Annotated in this window: 18 protein-coding genes; 3 read left to right on the forward strand and 15 right to left on the reverse strand. The window is 50.9% G+C overall.

Annotated elements, in window-relative coordinates; genetic code table 11:
* Positions 1–125 precede the first annotated feature (125 nt).
* The 11 genes from HPT30_RS09550 to HPT30_RS09600 form a co-directional block, all read right to left on the reverse strand.
* A complete protein-coding gene (locus HPT30_RS09550) occupies positions 126–1,463 on the reverse strand; it encodes an LLM class flavin-dependent oxidoreductase (protein ID WP_175371169.1) in 1,338 nt (445 codons plus the stop codon).
* 51 nt (positions 1,464–1,514) lie between these two features.
* Positions 1,515–1,991: a DinB family protein gene (locus HPT30_RS09555; protein ID WP_175371170.1), complete on the reverse strand. Its 477-nt coding sequence runs from the start codon at positions 1,989–1,991 to the stop codon at positions 1,515–1,517.
* Positions 1,992–2,029: 38 nt separating this feature from the next.
* Positions 2,030–3,163 (reverse strand): N-methyl-L-tryptophan oxidase, encoded by a 1,134-nt coding sequence (gene solA, locus HPT30_RS09560; protein WP_175371171.1) that lies wholly within the window; start codon positions 3,161–3,163, stop codon positions 2,030–2,032.
* Positions 3,164–3,165: 2 nt separating this feature from the next.
* Positions 3,166–4,341: an amidohydrolase gene (locus HPT30_RS09565; protein ID WP_175371172.1), complete on the reverse strand. Its 1,176-nt coding sequence runs from the start codon at positions 4,339–4,341 to the stop codon at positions 3,166–3,168.
* 49 nt (positions 4,342–4,390) lie between these two features.
* A complete protein-coding gene (locus HPT30_RS09570; RefSeq protein WP_175371173.1) occupies positions 4,391–5,407 on the reverse strand; it encodes an LLM class flavin-dependent oxidoreductase in 1,017 nt (338 codons plus the stop codon).
* 12 nt (positions 5,408–5,419) lie between these two features.
* The gene (locus HPT30_RS09575; protein ID WP_175371174.1) at positions 5,420–6,172 is read right to left on the reverse strand and encodes an amino acid ABC transporter ATP-binding protein; all 753 of its coding nucleotides are present in this window, start codon (positions 6,170–6,172) and stop codon (positions 5,420–5,422) included.
* Positions 6,169–6,879, reverse strand: a complete 711-nt coding sequence (locus HPT30_RS09580; protein WP_175371175.1) for an amino acid ABC transporter permease — start codon at positions 6,877–6,879, stop codon at positions 6,169–6,171. The genes HPT30_RS09575 and HPT30_RS09580 overlap by 4 nt, the downstream gene beginning before the upstream one ends.
* Positions 6,876–7,661, reverse strand: a complete 786-nt coding sequence (locus HPT30_RS09585) for an amino acid ABC transporter permease (protein WP_066373331.1) — start codon at positions 7,659–7,661, stop codon at positions 6,876–6,878. The genes HPT30_RS09580 and HPT30_RS09585 overlap by 4 nt, the downstream gene beginning before the upstream one ends.
* A 36-nt stretch (positions 7,662–7,697) precedes the next feature.
* Positions 7,698–8,561: a transporter substrate-binding domain-containing protein gene (locus HPT30_RS09590; protein WP_175371176.1), complete on the reverse strand. Its 864-nt coding sequence runs from the start codon at positions 8,559–8,561 to the stop codon at positions 7,698–7,700.
* Positions 8,562–8,578: 17 nt separating this feature from the next.
* Positions 8,579–9,085: a GNAT family N-acetyltransferase gene (locus tag HPT30_RS09595; RefSeq protein ID WP_175371177.1), complete on the reverse strand. Its 507-nt coding sequence runs from the start codon at positions 9,083–9,085 to the stop codon at positions 8,579–8,581.
* 113 nt (positions 9,086–9,198) lie between these two features.
* Positions 9,199–10,092, reverse strand: coding sequence for a LysR substrate-binding domain-containing protein (locus HPT30_RS09600; RefSeq protein WP_175371178.1), 894 nt, complete (start codon positions 10,090–10,092; stop codon positions 9,199–9,201).
* A 264-nt stretch (positions 10,093–10,356) separates the two neighbouring features.
* Here HPT30_RS09600 and HPT30_RS09605 point away from each other — a divergent pair, with 264 nt between their 5' ends.
* Positions 10,357–10,902 (forward strand): GNAT family N-acetyltransferase, encoded by a 546-nt coding sequence (locus HPT30_RS09605; RefSeq protein ID WP_175371179.1) that lies wholly within the window; start codon positions 10,357–10,359, stop codon positions 10,900–10,902.
* A 478-nt stretch (positions 10,903–11,380) separates the two neighbouring features.
* A complete protein-coding gene (locus HPT30_RS09610; RefSeq protein WP_175371180.1) occupies positions 11,381–12,034 on the forward strand; it encodes a 3'-5' exonuclease in 654 nt (217 codons plus the stop codon).
* Positions 12,035–12,100: 66 nt separating this feature from the next.
* On the opposite strand, the gene HPT30_RS09615 is transcribed toward HPT30_RS09610, so the two are convergent.
* Together HPT30_RS09615 and HPT30_RS09620 are read right to left on the reverse strand one after the other, a co-directional pair.
* Positions 12,101–13,057: a 3'-5' exoribonuclease YhaM family protein gene (locus HPT30_RS09615; RefSeq protein WP_175371181.1), complete on the reverse strand. Its 957-nt coding sequence runs from the start codon at positions 13,055–13,057 to the stop codon at positions 12,101–12,103.
* Between the two features lie 317 nt (positions 13,058–13,374).
* A complete protein-coding gene (locus tag HPT30_RS09620; RefSeq protein ID WP_281364474.1) occupies positions 13,375–15,711 on the reverse strand; it encodes an FMN-binding protein in 2,337 nt (778 codons plus the stop codon).
* A 451-nt stretch (positions 15,712–16,162) separates the two neighbouring features.
* On the opposite strand from HPT30_RS09620, the gene hemH reads away from it, so the two are divergent.
* Positions 16,163–17,212 carry a ferrochelatase gene (gene hemH / locus HPT30_RS09625; protein WP_175371183.1) on the forward strand — a complete coding sequence of 350 codons (1,050 nt, stop codon included), beginning with the start codon at positions 16,163–16,165 and terminating at the stop codon, positions 17,210–17,212.
* Positions 17,213–17,266: 54 nt separating this feature from the next.
* Here the strand turns inward: hemH and HPT30_RS09630 are convergent, their stop codons facing one another.
* Complete coding sequence (locus HPT30_RS09630; protein ID WP_175371184.1) at positions 17,267–17,719, reverse strand: IDEAL domain-containing protein; 453 nt, start codon at positions 17,717–17,719, stop codon at positions 17,267–17,269.
* Between the two features lie 265 nt (positions 17,720–17,984).
* The gene (locus tag HPT30_RS09635; protein WP_175371185.1) at positions 17,985–19,802 is read right to left on the reverse strand and encodes an adenine deaminase; all 1,818 of its coding nucleotides are present in this window, start codon (positions 19,800–19,802) and stop codon (positions 17,985–17,987) included.
* Positions 19,803–19,881: the final 79 nt, after the last annotated feature.

The following is a 19,881-nucleotide window of genomic DNA, read 5'->3' on the forward strand; positions in this document are numbered from 1 at the left end:
ATCGGGTTGCCTTAATCGTCTCTGTAAATACGCAAGGGCAAAGCGGCAAATATGCCACCTTGCCCGAACAAAATCAAAAAAAGCCATGGCCGCCTCTGCAAAAACAGAGCACCATGGCTTTTCTATTAGATACTACCAGCAGTTTCCGAAGTCTTTACATACCGGTTCTCCGGTACCGGCAGTCCGAGGTTGCCACGCAGTGTGTCACTCTCGTATTCTGTACGGAACAGTCCACGCTCCTGCAGGATCGGCACGACCCGTTCCACAAATTGCTCCAGCCCGCCCGGTACAGATTCCGCGATCATAAAGCCATCTGCCGCTTCCGACTCGAACCAGGTCTGAATTTGATCCGCTACCTGCTCCGGCGTACCGATGAAGCTCGTACGCGGCGTAGCCGATTGCAGAGCCACTTGACGCAAGGTCAAGCCTTGCTCCTTGGCATCCTTCTTGATCTTGTCAGTCCCGCTCTGGAAGCTGTTTCTGCCCAGATCGCCCAGTTCAGGGAACGGCTCATCCAGCGGATATTGGGAGAAGTCATGATGCTCGAAGAATCGTCCCAAATAGTTGAGCGCATTCTCAATCGTTACCAGGCCAGCAACCTCCTGATATTTGCGCTCCGCTTCCTCCTCCGTATCACCAATGATTGGCCCGATGCCTGGGAAGATTAACACTTCGTCCGGATTGCGGCCGGATGCTGCCACGCGGGCTTTGACATCACGATAGAATTCCTGTGCGGATTCTATTGTATCATGGCCTGTGAACACCGCGTCCGCTTCCTGCGAGGCATAGTTCCGGCCAACCTCAGACGAGCCTGCCTGGAAAATGACCGGCTGCCCCTGCTTGGAGCGGGCAATATTAAGCGGCCCTTTTACGGAGAAGAACTCTCCCTCGTGGTTCAAGGTGTGCACCTTCTCCGGATCAAAGAAGACGCCGGATTCCTTATCGCGGACAAAAGCATCATCCTCCCAGGAATCCCATAGTCCGCGAGTGACTTCCAGATATTCCGTAGCAATCCGATACCGTTTGCTGTGGTCTGGATGCTCTTTTTTACCATAGTTCAGGGCGGAGCCTTCCAGTGGAGAGGTTACCACGTTCCAACCTGCGCGGCCACCGCTGATCACATCCAGCGATCCGAACTGACGGGCAACAGTGAACGGCTCGCTGTAGGAGGTGGACAAGGTGCCTACCAGCCCAATGTTGGTGCTGACGGCAGCCAATGCGCTGAGAATGGTCAACGGCTCGAAACGGTTCAGGAAATGCGGAATAGATTTCTCATTGATATACAGACCATCTGCGATAAAAATCAGATCCAGCTTACCTTCCTCGGCCTTCTGTACCCACGACTTGTAAAGCTCAAAATTCACGCTGGCATCCGGTTTGGCATCAGGGTGACGCCACGTAGAGGTGCTTCCCCCCACTCCGTGCAGCAAGGCTCCCAGTTTCAATTGTTTTGACTTCGCCATATTCTCTCTCCTCCTAAAAATGTAATATGCAGAGCGCTAACGGTTACTGGTTTAAGATACCGCCGCTGCGGCGGCTCCTTTTTTAATCCGCTCAATCTGACCCAAATGCGTCTGAACATGGTTGGTAAAGCTGGTTACGATATCAACGATCCGCACCTTGTCGCCTTTGAAATTAATGCCACTCTTCTCCCACTCTTCTGCACTAAGCCGCCCAAACAGGAGACCGTTATAATGCAAAAGGCTGCGGAAAAGCTCCAGACTATCTCCGGCACTGCCCGCATTGGCATGCTGGCCACTTACCCATGCGTCCTGACCGAATGCCGGGAGTTGCACCTTCGTATCGGCCAGAATGTCACGAATACGGAAAGAGATAACGATACTATGATCCGCCAGATGCGTCAGAACCTCTGTCACGCTCCAGCTCCCCGGATCAGCCTTCCATTTCAACTGTTCATCAGACAGTCCTTCTATTGCTTGAACCAATTGTTGATGAGTGTTCAGGTACCCCTCTATATTCACAATACTCATTATGTCCCCTCCAAAATAACATTGACTTCCGCTTCGCTTCACGTATCAAAACGCGACAGCGAAAACGGTTTGATCTCATGGCGCGAACGCCCATCGGTAGCAAGGTCTGCCAAGACTTCGCCGACCACACTTGAAAATTTGAAGCCGTGTCCCGAGAAGCCTCCGGCTAGCAGCACATGATTGTGCAGCGGATGCCTGTCGATAATAAAGTCCTCATCCGGCGAATGCTCATACTTGCATACCGCCCCCTTGAGCAGCCTTCCGGCTGCACCCGGCATGTACTTATCCAGCACCCGGCGCAGATCGCCTTCATCGCTGTCCTCACTGCCGAAGGGTAACAATGGCTCTCCCGGCTTCCATGTCAGCCCGGTATCATGCCTGCCAATCTTGAGTCCCGCACCGCCGATACTCGGGAAGCCATAGAAGCCGCCTTCAGTCGTACCCAGCGTGAAGCCCGGGAAGGTTCCGGCATCAAAAGCCGGCGTACTTTGGAACCAGCCAACCACCTTGCGAACGGCTCGGATCGGCAGATTGATAAAGGGCGACAACGACTGAAACCAGGCTCCAGCGCTAAGAATCACGCTGGCTCCGTGAAAGTCGCCATCCTTCGTATGGACGGTGACGCCACCTTCTGTGGCAGTCACATCCAGCACAGGTGTATTCACCAGCAGCTTCGCACCATGGGCTAATGCAAGCTGGCGGTACGCAGTAATACAGCGTTCGCTGTATAAATATCCCGCATCCGGCTCATACATAGCCTCGAAACGATCCGGTACCGTAAGTCCCGGCCAGCGGCGGTTGATTTCCTCCGCAGCAAGCCGCTCGACCCTCACCTTTCGCTGCTCCGCTTCATGAAGCCGGCCGCTGAAGGAATAAACGGAAGTGTCCGCAAGATTCAGCACGCCGGACCTTACCAGCAGCTCCGTTCCGCTCTCTGCTTCTGCCTCTTCCCATAGCGTCTGCGCCCGGAGCGCAAGATCAATATAAGCAGGGTCTCCGCTATAAGCATGCCGGATCAATCGCGGCTCGCCATGGTGACTACCCTCGGTATGCGGCGGATCGAACGCGTCAATCAAAAGCGTTTTAACACCTCTGCGGGCCAAATGATAACCGGCGCTCATTCCCATGGAGCCGGCGCCAACGATGATCACATCGTAGATCGGGCCACTCATGCTCAGCCTTGCTCTTCCGTGGACAGGCTCTCCAGATAGCGCCTCGCGACATCTGTGAAGAATCCTGCAGTAAGCGGCAATGCCCGTTCATCGAGATTGAAGTCAGGATGATGCCATTCCCGGGTACCGGAAGTGCCCACGAAGGCGAACAATCCAGGGACGACTCGTTGATAGAAAGCAAAATCCTCGCCCGCAGGTGAAAGCTCCGGCGTCACCGCATTCAGTCCCAGGGCAGCTGCCGTCTCATTGGCCAGCTGAGCCAGGGATTCATCGTTGATCGTCGGCGGCGGGCCCCCGATCCACTCCACAGTCGCCTTCGTTTCAAGCGCTGCTGCTATGCCTTCCGTAACTTCAACGAACCGTTTCAGAACCTTGGATCGCACCTCTTCAGTAAACGTACGAATCGTACCGCCGAGCACCGCCGTTTCCGGGATAATGTTCCAGGCGTTCCCGCTATGCAGCTTGGTTACACTGATCACCGCGCTGTTCAGCGGGCTTACATTACGGCTGACAACCGTCTGCAGTGCCGTAACGATTTGCGCCGCCGCTACAATAGGATCAATACCTGATTCAGGCACAGCCGCATGCGCCCCAGCTCCAGTCACTGTTATTCTGAATCCATCGGCGGCTGCCATTAATGGACCGCCTTTGATGCCGATCGTTCCCACCGGCAGCTCGGGCTTGTTGTGAATTCCGAAGACGGCGCTAACGCCTTCCAGCGCACCGCTGTCTATAATCTGCAGCGCACCTTTTGCCTTCTCTTCGGCTGGCTGGAACAGGAAGCGGACCGTTCCTTTCAGCTCCTGCTCCTGTTCCTTTAGCAGATACGCGGCTCCAAGCAATGAAGCCGTATGAAAATCATGCCCGCAGGCATGCATCTTCCCCGGGTATACCGAGGCATACGGCAGTCCGGTCTCCTCCTGAATCGGTAAAGCATCGATATCGGCGCGCAGAGCAACTACCGGACCTCCTTGCAGACCACCGACTTCAGCGATGACTCCGGTTTTCAGACCGTAATCTATAATTCTGATTCCTGCCTCTTCCAGCAGGGAGGTGATGTATTTCGTGGTTTCCACTTCTTCATGGGACAGCTCAGGATGCCGGTGCAAATGCCGACGGATCTCGGTTAACTGTTCACTTATGGCCTCAGCCTTGGATACTGCTACTGGACTTGTCATGACCCTGCCTCCTTTCAAAAAACTATATTTGATGATGATGCCTGCACAGCTAAGCCTCAGCTGTCACTCCGGCCAGCGCTTCGCTCAGCAGTTCAAATGAACGCAGCCGCTTCTCGAATGGTTGCACATTCGTGGTTACGATGAATTCGTCAACACCGGATGCTTGATAAAGGTCCAGGAGCTGTTCGCGTACAGTTTCCTGAGTCCCTTTCAAGATTACGGCTTCCTTCTCTTCAATTGTGTATTCTTCCTGGCTCTGACGGATAAACTCATCCGCCTGATCCTGACTGGCTACGGTCAGCGATTTTCCGCTGGCCAGATGAATTTTGTAGAGCTTCAGTGCACTGGTCAGTTCTTGCGCTTCTTCGGCAGTGTCGGCCACAACCACCGACAGCCCAATAATGGCTTGCGGCTGTTTTCCATCCGCGGTGTTAAAACCGCTGCGGTACGCCCGAATCGCCTCCAGCGCAACCTCCTGATTCCCGTTGATGAACAGGGAGAACACGTAAGGCAGTCCCAGCTCTGCGGCAATTTCCGCACTTGCCACACTTGCGCCGAGCACATAAATTTCAGGTGGAGACGCTGGGATCGGACCTGCCTTCACCCCGAACAGCGGATGATCTTCCTCAAGTGTGTTGTGTACATATTTCTCAAGCTCTACGATTTTCTCGGTCAATGACGCAGTGCTGGGGGTTCCCTGCTGCAGCGCCTGTGTGCTGCGGGGAAGTCCTCCGGGTGCGCGTCCGACGCCTAGATCCACCCGACCCGGAGCGAGAGTGGCCAGCACATTGAAGTTTTCCGCCACTTTGTAAGGGCTGTAATGCTGAAGCATAATGCCGCCTGAACCGATGCGGATGCTCTCGGTCTTGGCCAAGAGATGCGAGATTAGCACCTCCGGTGAAGAACCGGCTACCTGCTCAGAATCATGATGCTCTGATACCCAGAAACGGCGAAATCCCAGCCGCTCGGATAACTGTGCCAGAGCAATCGTATGCTGAAGGGCCTCCTCTGATGTCTCTCCTGGATAGATCGGGCTTTGGTCTAATACACTTATCGTTATCGTCATGGGAAATACCTCCTAAATGGAATAATTGAGTTCCGGTGTAATTCGCTTCAGGAACTGCTTCGTTCGTTCTTCACGCGGGTGGTTAAAGACCTCGCCAGGTGTACCTTCTTCAACAATGACGCCGCCGTCCATAAAGACCACATGGTTGGCTACATCCCGGGCAAAGCCCATTTCATGCGTCACGACAATCATTGTGATGCCTTCCTTGGCGATTTTGCGGATAACGGCTAACACTTCTCCTACCAGTTCCGGGTCCAGCGCAGAGGTCGGCTCATCGAACAGGATGACTTCGGGTTCTAACGCGAGTGCACGGGCAATGCCGACACGCTGCTGCTGTCCGCCGGAGAGTTGGCTAGGATAAGCGTCCAGCTTATTCCCGAGGCCTACTTTTTCCAACAGGGCAATACTCCGCTGCTTGGCGTCCTCCTTGGGAATCTTTTTGACGACCAGCAGTCCTTCCATCACATTTTCCAGAGCTGTCTTATGTCTGAAAAGATTATATTGCTGAAAGACCATGGCCGTTTTTTGCCGAAGCTGGTGAATGTCCTTCTTACGCGCATGTTTGCAATTGACGCTAAAGTCACCAATAGCAATCTCGCCATCACCCGGCTTCTCCAGATAATTCACGCAGCGCAGCAGCGTCGTCTTCCCCGAACCGCTGGGTCCAAGAATAACGACAACCTCACCTTTGGTCACCGTCAAATTAATGTTATTCAATACCTGATTCCGGCCAAAAGCCTTCGATATATTCGACAGCTTGATCATACTACTCCACCTCGATTGTACAGATTGATCCGTTTTTCGATCACGGCTGTCAGTCGCTCAATGAGCACCGTAAGTCCCCAGAAAATAAGCGCCGCAGCCACATAGGCCTCAAAAAACTTCCAGTTCGTTGAAGCCACAATCTCTGCCTTAGCATTGATGTCCACAACTGATACGGTAAAAGCCAGCGTTGATCCGTGCAGCATCCCGATAACAGAATTGGACAGGTTGGGCAGACTCGCTGCCAGCGCTTGTGGGAATACAATCCTCCGCAGTGCCTGAGGTGTAGTCATACCCACGGAATGAGCCGCTTCGATCTGTCCTCTATCTACTGCCAGCAGACCGGAACGGACCACTTCGGACATATATGCACCCGCAGTGATGGAGAACGAAATATAGGCAAACCCGATCATCGGCATGTTAACCGACCGGAAGCTCCAGCCAAAGTAGGCTGACAGCCCGTCAATCAGTACCGGGAGTCCAAAATAGATCAGCAATAAGTGCGTAAGCATCGGGGTCCCGCGGATAAAGGTGACATACGCCACTGCAATCGGATAGAGGACAGGCACCTTGTAAATGCGGATCAGAGCCACCGCCGTACCGATGATGAAACCAACCAAAACGGATACAACCGTGATGTATAGTGTTGTTGGTACAGCGCCCAGCAGCTGCACGAAGGCGGTCCATATAAATGACGGGTCCAGCTTCACAGGCCGACGCCTCCTTTACCAGATTCCAGCTCGGCAATGATACGCCGGAAGGATTTGTTCTTTTGAATACCAAACGTTCTCTTCTCCGGGTTATCCCGCACCTCATGCCGCATCAGGCGACGTTCTGCCACGAGGAGAAGCTTCTCGATCGTAAAGCTAATAACCAGATAAATCAGGGCAAGCGCGAGATAAGCCTCGATAAAATGCTGTGTCAATGCGCCCAGCGTCTGCGCCTTCCCCGTCATTTCCATAACCCCGAGCGTAAAGGCCAACGAAGTATCCTTCAGCAATGCCAGAACGAGATTGGAAAAGACAGGTACGGCAATAGCTAACGCCTGTGGCAATATAATTCTTGTAAATGCCTGAAAGCCGGTCATCCCCGTGGCATATGCGGCCTCTACCTGCCCTTTGTCCACGGCCATCACGGAAGCCCGAATCATTTCTGACATGAACGCCCCCGTATGCAGGCCATAGGTCAGAATGACAAAGAACAGTACCGGTGCACGTGTGACATCAATATGGACGAGCTTCAGAATTTCAGGCAGCCCGTAATAGAACAAGAATAGTTGGATCAGCACCGGTGTTCCCCGGAAAAAGGAAATATAGATCTCCGACAAGTTCTTCAGTACGGGTACCTTGTACAATCGGGGAAGGGCCACGAAAAACCCGACAATGATTCCGGAGACCAATGCACAGACCACTATCAGAAGCGTGATGCCTAAAGTGGACAGCAGCTTCGGCAAAAACGATAAAACAAAACTTATATCAAACGGTGCACCCATTAAGACACCCTCCCTTCCCCTGTGTAGGGATGCTGATTAGTTTACTGTGTCAGAAGTCACGTCCGCACCAAGCCATTCCGTGCTCAGTTTTTTCAGTGTCCCATCTGCTCTCAGGTCCTTGATCGCTCCATCAATTGCATCGGACAGCTTCTGCTCATCTGCATCATCCTTGCGGAGAACATACAGAATGTCAGCGGAGGACAATCCATCGCCCACAGCCTTCAGCTTGCTCTGCGGGTCAATCACCGGCAGTACAAAATCCGCGGCAAGCGTTGCATCCACCCGTCCAGTGGTCACCTGATTGACGGTATCGTTAGCAGCACCATTTTGGTAAACAATATTGATGGCATTGTCATGATCCTTGTTATAGTTCTCCACGATCTGCGCCTGTGCACTGGTCGCTCCGACCAGGACCTTCTTGCCTTTGAGATCATCCAGTGTTTTGATAGAGTCGTTAGACTTATCTACTACGATCCGGTTTCTCCAGTGCCCATAAGCTTCTTTGTTGAACAGATATTTCTCTTCACGTTCCGGGTTCTTCTCCATAACGTGTGCTACCAGATCAATTTTCTTCGTTTCCAGACTCAGCAGCAGGTTGCTAAAGTCCATAGTCTGGAACTCGAACTCGTATTGCGGCAAATGCTCGTCGATAGCTTTTAACAGCTCGACATCAAAACCTGTTAGCTTACCATTCTCGTCAATGAAGCAGACCTTTGGAAATTTAGTGCCTGTCCCCACTATAATTTTGGTTACCGGTGTGTTAGCGGCCGCCTCTGTCTTTCCGCCTTCCGGTGCAGCAGCTGAATTTCCTTCCTTGCTGTTTGTGCTGTTGTTAGAGCCGCAACCCGTGGCCGCCAGTGCCAATACTAGTATCGATGTCAGTGCGAATGTCTTCTTCATCTTTATATCCCCTTTTATTAAATAGTCTGTTGTTTGTATTGGAGCGTTTTTTTCAAAAGGTACATCAAGCCGTCCCCGTCTCGTCCTTCCAATTCCATGAACCGTTCGTATCCGCGACGCTCATACATCTGGACCAGCCAGGGATGCTTCTTGGCTGTTGCCAGGGTCACGGCAGAGGAGCCCAGGCGGTCATGAATGATATGCTCTTCCACCCAATCCAGCAGCTTGCCTCCATAGCCCTGCCCGCTGTAATTCGGATCGACGGCGAACCATTTGACGAAAGGGATACCGGTACGCTGACTAATCTCATCTTCCTTGGAGAGTGTGACTGTCCCCAGGATAGCTCCGTCCTTCTCTAATACATAACACTCATTGAGCGTTATATTCTCTTGGACCAGAGCCAAATCGGCGGTAGCTGCCGGCCAGTGCAGCCCGAGCTCACGGATCAGATGATAGGCGCGATATATTATATCTACCAATTGCTCCGCATCCTTAAGATCTGCCTGTCGAAATACCTCGCTCATCCTCTGTCCTCCCACCTTTTAATTTTATAATCCCCATCGATTTAGTAGTGATTATGTGCAATTAACTTTATCACTGCATGACCGCCATGCGCTAATAGAGTTTTTCTATTCATTTATACAATTAGTTGATTCTTTGGACTGACCGCGCCCTCTTCCAGCAATGTGGAAATGAATTCAGCGTTCTCACCATTCAGGGTGATCAGGCTGGTACGCAGGGATATTCCTGCAGTCTCGGCAATCTGCACGGGAATCAGCTTCCCGGCAGCCACTTCCTCTTCTGTGCTGAGGGCTGGCAAGAAGCAAATTCCGGCTTTCTTAATCACTAGCTTCTTGGCTGTCTCCAGATTATCTACTTGGTACAAAATATTCGGCGGCTGTTCCAAACTCTCAAAAACGCGATGCAGCCTTAGCCAATCCAGGGACCCGCACTCGAAAAATACCAGCGGCTCATTGCGGATATCCTGTATCGAAGCCCGCCCTGCACCAGCCAAACGATGACCTTCATGGACATAGAGAGAGATCGGATCGTCGCAGAACGGATAAGCTTGAAAAGCCGGATTCACAACTTTACGGATAAAAGCAAGATCAATATCTTTCGACTTCAGCTTCTCGATCAGATGCTCGGTGGAGGCTGTGGTCACTTTAAAATTCATATGTGGATAGCACTCTTTGAGATGAGGCAGCAGACGTGGCAATAAATAATTGGCCACCGATACGGTACTGCCAATGCGCAGCTCGTTAGGAATTCTGCCTTTCGATTGGAGCTGATGCTTACCCTTCTGATAGGTTTGCAGAATCTGCTGTGCGTACGGAAGGAACTGTCTGCCTTTATCCGTAAGATGAATCACTTTGCCCAGTCGGTCGAACAGCCTGTTATCAAGCTCCCGTTCCAGAGACTGAATTCGAGCCGTAACCGTAGGCTGAGAGATAAAAAGGACATCCGCTGCCTTGTTAAAGCTGCCATAATGATTGATATAGACAAAGGCTTCAATATTTTCGATGTTCACTTGAGCTCCCCCATTCACGTTTTGCGATAATTTCAATTATTCCAATGGATTAACAATGAATTAAGACCGCAACGACCTATAGAGATTTTGTATCTATCTTAGTCATCCCTCATTTTTTTGTCAACGGATTTTCGTTTTGTCTTTCATTTCAAATTGAATTTTTCAATTTATTAATCAAAATTGTTAAATGCCACTTATATCTATCGGGATTTAGTATTATAATCGTTTTTACAAAAGAATATAGTCAAACAAAGGAGGCACCGTATGGGTCATATACATGAAGTGAGTGTTCGTGAAGCCACAGCGCAGGATCGTGAGGCTATCGCCGAATTGATGCTGGAGGCTTACAGCCAATATGCAGCTGTTATGCCGGAACTATCCTGGAAAGAATACAGCAGCTCCATCCGGGAATCCGCCTACGGCGACCGACCTAAAGCACGGATCATTGCCGAAATAGATGGGCAGATTGTAGGCAGTGTACAGTTGTTCCTCTCCTCAGAGGCAGCTTACGGCAAGCCTGAGCTTGGGATCGAATCTCCCATTATTCGCCTGCTTGCGGTTTCCCCCAATGCCCGGGGACGGGGAATTGCTACCCTTCTAATTCAGGAATCGATTCGACGGAGCCTCGAACTTGGAGCAAGCACTCTAAATCTGCACACCTCCGATATGATGGCGTCAGCGATTCAGCTGTATGAAAAGCTGGGCTTCCAGCGGGCCTATGAGACAGATATTGACAACGGGGATCATCTAGTTAAGGGCTTCCGCCTGGATTTGGATCAGCTGCAATTCCGGCAAAATGCTGTATCTTAAGGCACACCTTTAGACCCAGTAATCAGAAACTATCCTGCCAGGGAGCATTTTTCTGAACGTCATTAACCACTGTGTCACATACACAAAAGGGTACTCCGAAGCCATTCAAGGCTTGTGGAATACCCTTTTTTTATTAGATGAACAAAAGAAAATAACGGTAAGCGAGAAGGAGCGAAGGGGGAAATTTGGAACTGTAGGAGCGATAGCGCCCAGCCTAAAAGCTTTCCGAAGGAAAGCTCGCATCGGAAGCATAAGCTCTCCGGATTTCAACCGCTAGAAGCGGTTATAAATAAGATATCTGGGACAACAGCGGCCGGAAGTCCAAACATTCCACCGTAGTGACGACCGAGCCTTGCGTTCGGTTCTTAAGTTCGTCTTAGATAGCATTTGAAACGGTCCGCCTTTTCTGGCAAAATTGAATCTATGACATGCAGGCGCTTCGTTAGAGAGTCTACATAATAGAAAAGGGGCTTTACCCATGGATTTTACAGCAATCGATTTTGAAACGGCCAACGCCAGCCGATCCAGTGCCTGCGCACTAGGACTTGTAGAGGTTCGCGGCGGCCTCATTACAGCAGAGCACTCCTGGCTCATTGATCCGCAGCAGCGGTTCGATGGCTGGAACATCGCCATTCATGGCATCACCCCGTCTATGGTAGCCGGGCAGCCTACTTTTTCCGAGCTATGGCCTACGCTGGAACCACTGCTGCAAGGACAGATTATAGTAGCGCACAACGCTTCTTTTGACATGAGCGTTCTGCGGTATTGCCTTGACGGTGCTTATCTCGATTATCCGGTGTTTCAATATCTATGTACCTATGTACTGGGCAAAAAAATGCTGGGTGATCTGCCCTCCCATAAGCTGAATGTGATCTCAGAGCATTTTGACATTCCGCTCAAGCACCATGACGCTCTTGATGATGCCCGCGCCGCAGCTTCGATCCTGCTCAAGCTGATGGAACGGGAGGAGCAGCATGATCCGCTGCTTCTGGCCGGCGCACAAGGTTATGCAAGCGGAACGATGTATCCCGGCGGGTACACGCCCTTCTCCGCTCCCAAGAAGCCGAAGAAAAGTGCGCGTAAGAAGGACAGTGTTGGCAAATCGGCAACGTCGATCAATTCTTTTATATAAAGTTTTTCTATAATTCCATCTATCATCTTAAAAAAGAACCCCCGAACATTCGGGGGTTCTGTCTTATCAAATTTTCAACCGGTAAACCGCTTTGTTCTCCAGCCCTCGAATGAATGGCGTCCATTCCTCCGTCTCAGGTGTCGTATCCAGCGCATCTTCTACCATTTGCAGTTTGGCATCCAGCGCATCAATATGATGCAGAGCCACCGCTTCGGCCGTTTGCGGCTGAACAGGACTTCCCCATTCACCCAAATTATGGTGCGACAAGACTAGATGCTGTAGCGCCATCACTTTTTCTGATTCCAAATCCAGACCGGTGCGGATCGCCGCCTCTGTAATCCAGTTGGAAGCCATGGAGATGTGGCCGATCAGCTTACCCTGCACGCTATAATCCGATACGATCCCGAGCTGCGAGATCATTTCCTCCGGCTTGGCGATATCATGAAGAATGATGCCGGCTTTGAGTAGATCCGGATTCAGGAACGGACGCTGCTTGCAGAGAAAGTCACCGATCTCCAGCATACGGACCATATGATAAGCAAGCCCGGCGAAATAGGCATGGTGATGCGTTTTGGCCGCCGGATAATGCATAAGTTTCTCTTCCACCTTGCCCACACAAAACGATACAATACCAGCGATATCTGGATCAGCGATACTATTCATCGCGTTCTTGATCGTGTGAACCAGATCTACAGGCCGAATCGGAGCAGAGCGGATAAAATCCGTCAGCGCTATGCCGTCAGCTTCATTAACCGGTCGGATCTTAGTAATCTTCACCTGTAGCTTCTCGCGATACGTATGGGCAATCCCCCGAATCTTCACCAGTGACATTGGGAAAAAAGTTTCTTTGTCCGTCGCGCTAACATCCCAGTACTTCGCGGTCAGCTGCCCGCTGGAATCGCCGAGAACAATATCAAAATAATCCTTTGGAGGAGTACCGTTTGTTTGTTTAACTGCCAGCTCCCGCAAAATATAATAGCCGACAAATTCATCCTGTGGAGCGAGTTGTTTAATAAGTGTCATGTTGAAGCCTCCCATTAATAACAAGCCTGGGGCCTGCTGTATATAATACTGTTAGACACTCACCTCCTGAAACCCTTTAAAACTATTATATTACCGTCTGCCTGCAAATTTGTCCAAAAGTTAAAGACCTCAGGATACAGCCAAATTCAGGGTACCGTCGGTGCATGCAACTGTAGGTGAATCTACAATTTTGCTTTCACATTGTTCCATTACACTAATCGCCAGTATATCTAGAATATATAAAATAAAAGGGGCTGCCCAGGCCGCTTTACTGGCCTGAAACAACCCCTTGCTACAAAATAACAATTAACTACGCCTTATTTACCCGCTGCTTCAAGTGCTGATTTGATTGCTTCTATCGCCTTGGCGGATATTTCCTTCTCAGCGTCATTGCTTCCGAACACTGCCGCACGGTATCCGTACTTATGCAGTCCCGGGGTCGACCCGCCCTCAATCTCAGCCTTCACTGCTCTTTCGGCTTCGTTCAACTGAGCTTCTTTTCGGGTATTGCCGTTGTTATCTAGATAGTAAACCATCATTTTTACAGGAATGCCGTATTTGGTAGTTACCATCACATTCACAAGTTTGTCGTTGCTTACGCCGATAAAGATCCCATCGAAATAAGCAGCCTTTTCCTTCTCTACAACCTCCGCCTTACCATAAGCTCTGTCCACCGCAGCCTTCAGTGCTGTACTGCTGCTGGTTGCGCCAGAGATAGCATCCACATCTTGCACACCTTCTCTGGTGCCTGCTGCCAGGAACTTCTCAGTCAATTGAGGAATAGCTTTGACTACCTCAGGGTAAGCGGCAGCTCCTCTATCTACAAGATTCATCCCTACACGATAAAGAGCGATATCTACGATTTTGCCGTTACGCAGCGTAACATCAGCTCTATTGGAGCCTTTATCATACGCATCGCCGTAAGCGGTGAACTTACCATCTTTATATGCGCCTTGTTCTTTGGACGCATTATTCAGCGCATCGGTCAGTGCAGCTCTTGCAGCTCCAGACAACTCTTCCTGGCCTGCGATGTCTGCAAATTGAACCCCTTTAGCTACCAGGTCCGCTGTCAGACGATCTACAACAGATTTCTGCTCAGCAGTTAATTTGTCATCGGCAATCAGCTTTTTGTCAGCACCGAACAGACTCAGTTTCACGCCGGTTACCTTATCTCCTGCAAGATCAACCAATAGGAGAAGCTTGGACCCGTTATCTACACCAGCAAATTTTCCGTCAAAATACTTCTCTTCGCCCTTATCTTTCAGCGCTTTCTCAAAGGCTCTTTCAATAGCCTGATTCCAGCCATGGCTGCTCTCCGTAGCTCCGGAGACCCCGTCAACCTTCTCATCGTAATTACTGATATAAGATCCGTTTGCCAGGAACTTTGCTGTCATTGGAGCGTTGGCTTTAACGACGTCAGCATAAGCGGTATTGCCTCTGTCAATCAAATTAGAGCCAAGTCTGTACAGCTTCACATCTACCAGCTTGCCATTGCGGATCACTACATCCGCTCTTTCTACACCGACACTTCTTGCTGTGCCGTAAGAAGAATAGAATCCATCGATATAAGCGGACGAATTATTAATCTTGGCATTTTGCTCAGCATCCCAGAATGCATTGACCGCGGCTTTGAAATCAGCTTCCAATCCGGCAACAGGCTTGGCTGCTGTTCCACTAGTCAGCAGGGCAGGCGTAATCGCTGCTACTGTAGCTGTCTGTTCCGGTGTAAAAGCTTTCTCTTCCACGATATCGCCAGCACTGTTCAGCGGATATACCTTCACTGCTGTCAGCTTGTTCTCATCATACGTAGAGAAGACAGCATATTTTCTTTCTGGATCAATCCCCATATGTTCGCCGGCAAAATATACTGCATCGTCCGGTTTCACCTTAAGTGCACGTTCAAAGGCTCTGTCCACGGACAATTTCCAGCCATCACTGGTCCGCGTTGCACCAGATACGGCATCCACAGCCGCGGCTTGGTCTCTTGTTTTGCCGAGCAGTCTTTCATGCATTAGCTTATAGGCCTGCCATACGCCGCTGTAATTGTACCGGGCATCACGGTCAATCAGGCTCGGACTGGTTCTCATCAGCTCGATATCGGTAATCTTGCCGTCCTTGATGGCAACTTTGACGCCTTCTGTGCCTTTGGAGTAGGCGTTACCGTATGCCACGTAGATCCCGTCTTCATAAACGTTCTCTTGAACAGTCACAGGCTGCGGTGTTGCCACTGGTTTAGCAGTTGCTACAGGAGCAGGGGTAGCCACAGGTTTGGCGGTTGCTTCCGGAACAAGAGTCGCCGCAGGTTTGGTCGTTGCCTCAGGTTTGGCCGGGGTTGTCACGACCGGTTTGGCAGTTGCCACAGGTTTAACTGTAGCTTCTGGCTTTACAGTAGGCTGCGGTGTCGCTGCTGGCTTAACCGTTGGTTTAGGTGTAGGCTTAACCGTTGGTTTTGGCGTTGGCTTGGCAGTTGGTTTGGCTGTTGGCTCCGCTTTAGGCGTTGCCGCAGGCTTGGCGGGCGCCGCGGGCGCTTCCTCCGAGGCGGCAGACACCGCGTCCACGTTCAGGTTCAGACTCGGAACATGTAGTGTGTAAGCGAATGGTGACAACAGTAGTGCCGCGCTGACAGTCAATGATATAAACTTTTGTTTTTTCAATCTGTATTCTCCTTTACCAAATCCCCAGTAGTATGTAGCTCTTTTATAAATAAATTTGATCATAGCGCTTTCATTGCTTTCTTATGAAGAACCTCGTGCCTCTTCATAAGAGTCCATCCCCCCTCTCCAGTATTTGAATCGCATTATCCGCCGCCCACAAAAAATGTCTATTAGTACAAAGGTGAATTAATTCACATATTTGGATAAAAGCCTCTCAGCGGCAATTTCTGGCTTGATGTTATCAGACTCATCTCCTTGTTCTCTGTATATAAAATCACAGCCCCTATAATAAACATCACTATTTTCTAGTTATTTACTATTTATATTTCTTTTTCTCTCATATCTTACATTTTCTGCTTTCTCTAAATTGCAGTGATTACACTAATTGTGCAAACCGTGTCAGGTATGCTATTTTAACTGGATGCCACGACGAAGGGAGTTGATCGACCCTGTGAACAAGCAACCACCCATCGGGGTCATTCTTGCTCAAATTGGAACACCATCCGAACCAAGTGCTAGAGCAGTTCGTCCTTACCTGCGGCGTTTTCTGTCCGACCGCCGGATTATCGACTATTCACCACTGCTCTGGCAGCCTCTGTTGCGCGGAATTATTCTGCGGACCCGGCCCCGCCGCTCAGCAGAGCTATACCGGCAGATTTGGGGAGTGGATGGCTCGCCGCTGCTCACCCATTCCCTGGCGCAGCAGTCTAGACTGCAACAACTGCTGGGCAATCGTTATCAGGTCGAGCTAGGGCTCGCCTACAGTGAACCAAGTATGGAGCAGGCTGTACACAGACTGGAAAAATCGGGAGCGACACGGATCATTATCGTTCCTCTATTCCCGCAGTATTCTTCGACGACCACCGCCTCCGTGTATGATGCAGCCGCCTTTGCTATACTTGGACGACGCAGCGCACGTGGTCCGGCATCGAAGCGATTTGTACCCGCCCTCCGGTTCATGGAGGCTTATTATGATGCACCCGGTTACATCTCAGCCATGAAGGATCATCTTAAGCGCCAGCTGGAGGGGATGACGGACAAGCCCGATTATTACGTCCTGACCTTTCACGGCATCCCGAAGCGGTATGCCGACACCGGCGATCCATACCCGGAACAGTGCAAGGTGACGGCAAGGCTGCTGGCTGAGGCCATGGGCTGGGAAGCAGCAGAATGGCAGCTTACTTTTCAATCCCGGTTCGGATGGGAAGAGTGGGTAGGACCGGCAACAGCAGATGTACTTGGCGAATTGGCGGGACGGGGAATACGAAGACCGGCTATTTTCTCACCAGGTCTCGTGACCGATTGTCTGGAAACCCTGCATGAGCTTGCTGTAGAAGGACGAGAGTTATTCGTAGCAGGCGGCGGGCAAGAGGAGAATTTCACCGCTTTTTCTTGCTTAAATACCGAGGAGGAATGGCTGTCCTTTCTGACCCATCAGGTGGAGCAGAACGCTCAGGGCTGGATAACGCACACAAGCCGCCCTTCCGCAGATCATCTCTGATCCCGAAAGGACGGCTTGTACTGCCGTAACGGCTCTATGGACTGGACGTCGTACTTAGACGCTCAGTTGCTTGTATTTGTCAGTCAATTCATCAAACCACTGCTTATCCTGCATAGACAGAGCCACGTCAATCAACTCGGCAATTTCACTCCGTGTAAGCTCAGGTGAATCGTTGAAGCAGATCTCTGCGGAGGCTTCGGCCTCCCCTTCCACCCCTTCAGCGAAATCGTAGGAAAAGTTCAACTGGATCTCACTTTCCAGGAATTCATTACGGAGAAAATATAGCACTTCGCACATCAGAACAGGTCTGACTTGGTCTTCGAAGACACATTCCATCACCTTCGCCCAATATTGCTTGTTGCTAAGGTGCAGCTTGTCATTGGTCAGAAGATATTTCTCCCCTTGAAAATCATTGACAAATCTCAGCTCGAGCGGCTCCATTTTGAAAATACCGGCAATTTGCTTCATGGCAATATCCACAATGTCCTGCGTTCCTAATCTGATCATCTCTGATGCACCCCTTCTCTTTCAATAAATATCATTACTATCTTTTGTACGTCTTATATAGTTAATGATTTTATACTATTTTTACAAAGAAAATGATTCAATTTTGTTATATTTGTTTAATATATATCCTTTTTATGAGCAGGCACAGCCTAATTTATTACTAAAAATAGAAAGAGCTGCCACAGTAGGACAAAACACCCTACATGGCAGCTCTTTTTCGGTTATATCTGAATCATGACTCTATTAACAGAGCAACTGTTTCTATTTAATCTTGTACAAACAGTGGCACAAGTTGTATTCCGTCTTCCGGGGAAATCCGCACCAGACCCTTATCCGAAATGCGAAGGGTCGGGATCACCGCAAGCGCAAGAAGCGACAAGGTCATAAAAGCATAATTCAACGTACAGCCCGCGTTATAGAGCGCGGTGCTGATGGCCGCTGACTGGGCGGCAGCGATCTCGAACGGCTCGGCGGACATCAGTCCTGCGATCGCCAGCGGGAATAAGGTTTCTCCTGACGCTGTAATCACCGCTACTCCCCCTTGTGCATCAGCGACTGCATTCGCGGCACGGGCCATGAGCTCGTCATCATTCCCGATAACCAGCACATTATGGCTGTCATGGGCCACGGTCATGGCGATGGCCGCTGGTTCATGGAAGCCGATCCCTTCCACAACGCCCACCGATTTATTGCCTGTTCCTTTGTGACGCTCCAGAACGGCAATTTTACACAGTCCGTCACCTTGACCCACTTGCAGCTTACCATCCTCGACGGGCAGGGTAAGAATGCGCTCGATAGTCTCTACATGATTTTCCCGAACTTTGATGACTCGTGTAGGTAATGTTCCCGATGCTATCGGTGTTGTAATAATAAAATCCTCGGCGGTCGGGCGCTGCGCCAAGTGGACCGAAGCCCTTACTTCCTCCGGATAGGTGAATGCAGGCAGCTGTGCCGTCATTATGCCATTTTCGGCCACTACAACGCCCGCCGCGATGGTTAGCACGACATTAACATCCGCCAGATTGCCATCAAGCAAAATGATATCGGCACAGGAACCCGGCGTAATGGAGCCGATATCCCGGGCCACACCAAAGCGCTCCGCCGTGTTGATCGTCGCCATTTGGAAAGCCGTCACCGGCTTCACACCCTGAGCGATAGCATGACGCACCACAAAATCCATATGCCCCTCATCACGCAGGGATTCCGAGCTGCGGTCATCGGTCACGAGCATGATCCGGCGAGGATCAATCCCATGCTCCGTGTGAGCTGTGATCGTCTTCGCCACATCATGCCAGGCGGAACCGCGGCGCAGCTTGGCATACATACCGAGCCGGACGCGCTCAATAACATCCTCTGCCGTCACGCACTCGTGGTCTCCCGTGACACCTGCTGCCGCATAAACCGGAAGTCGCCAGTCACTGGACGGCCAAGTAAAGTGCCCGTCCACCTGCCGGCCAGCCCGCAGCGTAGCCTGGATTTCACCCAGCATCTTCTCATCGCCATAAACAACGCCAGGGAAGTTCATCACCTCACCGAGTGCAATCACATCCTCGCCCCAGGTAAAAGCTTCCGCTACTTCTTCCGGTCCAATAGCCGCGCCGGTAGTCTCAAACTCCGGTCCCGCTGCCGGCACGCAGGATGCCACCTGCATATACCCTGCCAGCGGCGTCCCGCGCAGTTCATCCAGCATCAGCTTGATGCCTTTGAGCCCAAAGACGTTCGCTATCTCATGGGCATCGAAGAACCCGCCGGTCGTACCGAGCGGCAGCACCGCGCGGGCAAATTCTGTCGCAGTTAGCTGCGTGCTCTCAATATGGCAGTGACCATCAAGCAGTCCAGGAGCAATATATTTTCCATTCGCATCAATGACCTGAGTGTCTTCGCCAATCAAATGCGAGACATCCTTGCCCACATAAGCGATACGTCCACCCTGAATCCCTACAGACATCCCATTCAAAATTTCGCCGGAGATCACATTCACCAGCTTGCCGCCAGTAATCACCAGCGTAGCCGGCCGGTCACCACGGGCTGTTGCCACAAGCTCCGGTACACAATCTGCCAAAGGTTTTCTCTCAAAAGTCATGGTGATCTCCTCCTCGTTATTTATCAGCGTACCCGTAACTGATCTGCCCGTATTCTAAGAAAAACGGCTATCTCATCCC

The sequence above is a fragment of the Paenibacillus agri genome (assembly GCF_013359945.1).
Taxonomy (GTDB): Bacteria; Bacillota; Bacilli; order Paenibacillales; family Paenibacillaceae; genus Paenibacillus_AQ; species Paenibacillus_AQ agri.